The 4,405-nt window shown below is 70.5% G+C and carries 4 protein-coding genes; 1 reads left to right on the top strand and 3 read right to left on the bottom strand.

Going from position 1 to position 4,405, the window contains the following annotated elements; translation table 11 throughout:
* Positions 1–225: 225 nt before the first annotated feature.
* Entirely contained in the window at positions 226–1,092 is an 867-nt protein-coding gene (locus tag AB0D12_RS15970; protein WP_362682060.1) for a phosphatidylinositol-specific phospholipase C, read from the top strand.
* A 4-nt stretch (positions 1,093–1,096) separates the two neighbouring features.
* Here the strand turns inward: AB0D12_RS15970 and AB0D12_RS15965 are convergent, their stop codons facing one another.
* Genes AB0D12_RS15965 through AB0D12_RS15955 form a run of 3 tightly spaced genes read right to left on the bottom strand, consistent with a single transcriptional unit; the run spans position 1,097 to position 4,313 of the window.
* Positions 1,097–2,500: a HAMP domain-containing sensor histidine kinase gene (locus AB0D12_RS15965; RefSeq protein ID WP_362682058.1), complete on the bottom strand. Its 1,404-nt coding sequence runs from the start codon at positions 2,498–2,500 to the stop codon at positions 1,097–1,099.
* Complete coding sequence (locus tag AB0D12_RS15960; protein WP_327324516.1) at positions 2,497–3,219, bottom strand: response regulator transcription factor; 723 nt, start codon at positions 3,217–3,219, stop codon at positions 2,497–2,499. The genes AB0D12_RS15965 and AB0D12_RS15960 overlap by 4 nt, the downstream gene beginning before the upstream one ends.
* A 20-nt stretch (positions 3,220–3,239) precedes the next feature.
* Positions 3,240–4,313 (bottom strand): trypsin-like peptidase domain-containing protein, encoded by a 1,074-nt coding sequence (locus tag AB0D12_RS15955; protein WP_362682056.1) that lies wholly within the window; start codon positions 4,311–4,313, stop codon positions 3,240–3,242.
* Positions 4,314–4,405 lie beyond the last annotated feature (92 nt).

Genomic DNA, 4,405 nt, shown 5'->3' with positions numbered 1-4,405 from the left:
CGGACGCCCTCCCCAAACACAACGTCGGCCTTCACGACCCCAACCGAGTCATGAAGGCCGACGTCACGCGCAGGGCCGAATTCGCCAACGGCGTCGGCCAAGTGCCTGCCGCCCCACCGGCGTTGTGGGAGCGTGGCGGACTTCTGAGGCGAGATTCGGCCACTCCCGACCGACGGGTACTCGACCCTGTTCATTCTTGACGTGACCCCGCCATAATGCCGGACCATGGACCGACGGAGCTTTCTCGCGGGTGCGGCAGCCGTCTCCGCGACCGCCCTCATCGGCGCACCGGCGTTCGCCGCGCCGCGGCGCACTCTGTCCGCGCAGGACTGGATGGCGGGCGCCGGCAACTCGACCGCCCTGGCGCGGCTGACGATCCCCGGCACCCATGACTCGGGCGCGCGCTTCGGCGGCCTGTGGACGGAGTGCCAGAACACCACCATCGCCGACCAGTTGAACAGCGGCATCCGCTTCCTGGACGTACGGTGCCGGGTCACCGGCGACTCCTTCGCCATCCACCACGGGGCGTTCTACCAGAACCTGATGTTCGGCGATGTGCTCATCGCCTGCCGGGACTTCCTGAACGCCCATCCCTCCGAGACCGTCCTCATGCGGGTGAAGCAGGAGTACTCGGAGGAGAGCGACGCGACCTTCCGCCGCAACTTCGACATCTACCTGGACACCAAGGGCTGGCGGCCGCTGTTCCACATCGGCGACGGGCTGCCGTCGCTGGGCGAGGCCCGCGGCAAGGTCGTCCTCATCGCCGACAACGGCGGGCTGCCGGGCGTCAAATGGTGGGACAGCGGGGTGTTCGACATCCAGGACGACTGGAACGCCGCGCCGAACGCCAAGTACCCCAAGATCGAGGCGCACTTCCGCAAGGCGGCTCAGCAGCCCGGCAAGCTGTACATCAACTTTGTCAGCACCTCCGCGTATCTGCCGCCGCGCTGGAACTCCGACAACCTCGACCCGAGGGTCCACTCCTTCATCGACGGCTCCGAGGCGAGTGGGTGGAAGGGGCTCGGCATCGTGCCGCTCGACTTCCCCAACACAAGATCGGGCCTGGTCGATTCACTCATCCGGCACAACTGACCTGCTAGGCGGTCGGCGGCGGGGTCGCCGCCCCCGGCAGCCGGATCACCGCGCGCGTTCCGCCGCCCGCCGCCGGAACGAGCGCGACCTCGCCGCCCGACTGCTGGACCGTGCGGGCCACGATCGACAGCCCGAGCCCCGATCCCGGCAGCGCACGCGCGGACGGCGAGCGCCAGAACCGCTCGAAGACATACGGGAGTTCATCGGCGGGGATACCGGGACCGTGGTCTCGTACCGTCAGCTCGCCGCCGCCGAGGGCCACCTCGACCGTCCCGCCCGGCGGCGAGAACTTCACCGCGTTGTCCAGGACATTGACCACCGCCCGCTGCAGCGCGGCCGGCTCCGCCCGTACGTACCAGGGCGCCAGCTCTGCCGTGAAGGTCAGCTCGGGGCCGCGCAGCCGGGCCCGCTCAAGCGCGGCCTCGGCGATCTCGTGCATCGCGACGACCTTCAGCGGCTCGGGGTGGACGGCGTCCGGCCGGGACAGCTCCTGCAAGTCGCCGATGAGCACGGCCAGTTCGGTCATCTGCGCCGTGACCGAGGCCATCAGCGCCGTACGGTCCGCGGGCGGGAGCGCCCGGCCCGTCTCCTCGCTGCGCGCCAGCAGCTCGATATTCGTACGCAGTGAGGTCAGCGGCGTACGCAGCTCGTGCCCGGCGTCCGCGATCAGCTGCGCCTGCCGGTCCCGCGAGGAGGCGAGCGCGGCGGTCATGGAGTTGAAGGACCGGGACAGCCGGGCGATCTCGTCCTCGCCCTCGACCGGGATACGCACGGTCAGATCCTCGGTACGGGCAACATGCTCGACAGTCTCGGTGAGCTGGTCGACGGGCTTGAGACCGGTCCGCGCGACCCAGAGACCGGCGGCGCCCGCGCCGAGCACGCCGATGCCCGCGAGGGCGGTGAGCAGCAGCGCGAGCCGGTTCAGCGACGCTTCGATCTCCGCCAGCGGACGCGAGACCGACACGGCGACCGTGCCCCACTGCGGGCCGAGAGGAACCAGAGTGGTGCGGACGCGTACCGCGTCACCCCTGTCGGTGACGCCGTCGTGCAGTGTGTCGGTCCTGGTGCCCGCCGCGACGGCGACGTCCGGCGCCTGGACCTTCACCGGCTGCGAGTCCGGCGCGACACAGCGGTCCCCGCGCGCCCCGACGATCTGGATGTACGCGAACCCCGAGGCGTGAGCGTCGACGGTCTCGTTCCGCGGGGTGCGACAGGCGATCAGGGCCTGCTGCACCGTGCCTTCCGGAGCGCCGGTGTTCCGCAGAGAGGTGTCGAGTTCGGCGCGCAGCTGGGAGCTGGTCAGCAGCCAGCAGGCGACGGACACCGCCGCGACCGCCACCGCGACGGCAAGCGCCACCAGCAGCGCCAGCCGGGACCGCAGAGGCAGCGTACGGAACCTTCTGATCACTCCGCGCCGCCCGACCGCAGCGCGTACCCCACGCCACGCACCGTGTGGACCAGCCGCGGCTCGCCCGCCGCCTCCGTCTTGCGACGCAGATACATCACATACACATCCAGCGAATTCGAACTGGGCTCGAAGTCGAAGCCCCACACGGCCTTGAGGATCTGCTCCCGGGTGAGCACCTGACGCGGGTGCGCGAGGAACATCTCCAGGAGCGTGAACTCCGTGCGCGTCAGCTCCACCCGGCGTGTGCCGCGCATGACCTCACGGGTCACCAGGTCCATCCGCAGATCGGCGAAGGCCAGCACGTCGTCGTCGGTGGCGGCGCTCCCGGCCGTCGCGTACGAACTGCGCCGCAGCAGCGCCCGCACCCGGGCGAACAGCTCGTCCAGCTCGAACGGCTTGACCAGATAGTCGTCGGCCCCCGCGTCGAGCCCCGTCACCCGGTCGCCGACCGTGTCCCGCGCGGTCAGCATCAGGATCGGCGTCGTCGATCCGGCGGCGCGCAGCCGTCGGGCCGCGGTCAGGCCGTCCATCCGGGGCATCTGGATGTCGAGCACGATCAGATCGGGCGCGTACGCCTCCGCCCGCGCGAGGGCGTCGACACCGTCGACGGCGACCTCGGTCCCGTACCCCTCGAAGGCGAGAGACCGCTGGAGCGCCTCACGGACGGCGGGTTCGTCGTCGACGATGAGGATGCGGTCGCCTTCACGGGAGGTCGTCATGGCATCAGCCTCGCATGCGCTCAGCTGCTGCCGCCGGAGCGCAGGTCGTCCAGGTCGGCCTTGACCGTGTCGACGGGGATGGCGAAGCCGAGGCCGACGCTGCCCGCGGTGGAGCCGGAGCCCGAACTGGGCGAGTACATCGCGGAGTTGATGCCGATTATCTCACCGTTCATGTTGATGAGGGCGCCGCCGGAGTTGCCGGGGTTGAGGGAGGCGTCCGTCTGGAGGGCCTTGTACGTCGTCTTCGACGAGCCCGTGTCGCCGTTGAACTGCTGCCCGCCGAACTCGAAGGGCCAGCCGCCGCCCTGCTGCTGTTGCTGCTGACCTTGGTCCTGCTGCTTCGCGACGGTGACATCACGGTTGAGCGCGGAGACGATTCCGCTGGTCACGGTGCCGGTCAGGCCCTCGGGCGAGCCGATGGCGACGACCTCGTCGCCGACCTTGACCTTGCTGGAGTCGCCGAGTGCCGCCGCCTTCAGGCCTCCCCCAGAGCCTTCGACCTGGGAGGTACCCCCAGCGCCCGCCAGCTTGATCAGGGCCAGATCCTTGTCCGGGTCGGTGCCGACGACCTTGGCGGTGTACGTCTTGCCGCTGCTGAGCCGCACCTTGACGGAGTCGGCCCCGGAGACGACGTGGTTGTTGGTGATGATCACGCCGGAACCGGTGGACTGCCCGGCGGAGGAGGTCGCGCTGATCTCGACGATGCTCGGCGACACGGCCTGCGCGACGCCGGCGACGGTGCCGGTGCTGCTCTGCGACACATTGGTGCCGGTCACGCCGGTGCCGCTGCCGCCGGTGCCGTTGTCGGTGAGCCGCTGGACCAGGACGGACGCGCCGCCGCCGATGGCCGCGGCGACGATGGCAACGGCGGCGATGAGCGCGACGGGCCGCTTGGCCCTGGCCCGGTGCGCGGGCCCCCCGCCGGGACCGGCCTGCACGACCCCGCCCGGCGGCTGATACCCGGCGCCGCCGTCTCCGGGCCATACGGTGACCGGCGGGGTGGGCTCATGGATCGGAGGCGGGGGGTATCCGCCGGTGGTGTACGGCTGCTGCTGGTGGCCCTCGTCGCCGCTGCGGCGGTAGTAGTCCGTCATGGCAATGACTGTCGGGCGCGTAGATGAGAGCGGGCTGAGGAGGCCCTGAGAAGCCCGACAGAACCGGTCACCCGGTCATGTGGTCGAGGTGG

It is taken from the genome of Streptomyces sp. NPDC048479 (assembly GCF_040651435.1).
Taxonomy (GTDB): Bacteria; Actinomycetota; Actinomycetes; order Streptomycetales; family Streptomycetaceae; genus Streptomyces.
Note: the sequence above shows the minus strand (reverse complement) of the source record. Positions and strands in the feature narration are given on the sequence as shown.

Excerpts from the sequence above, each read along its gene's own strand:
- AB0D12_RS15970 (WP_362682060.1), top strand. The coding sequence starts at position 226 with ATGGACCGACGGAGCTTTCTCGCGGGTGCGGCAGCCGTCTCCGCGACC.
- AB0D12_RS15960 (WP_327324516.1), bottom strand. The coding sequence starts at position 3,219 with ATGACGACCTCCCGTGAAGGCGACCGCATCCTCATCGTCGACGACGAA.
- AB0D12_RS15955 (WP_362682056.1), bottom strand. The coding sequence starts at position 4,313 with ATGACGGACTACTACCGCCGCAGCGGCGACGAGGGCCACCAGCAGCAG.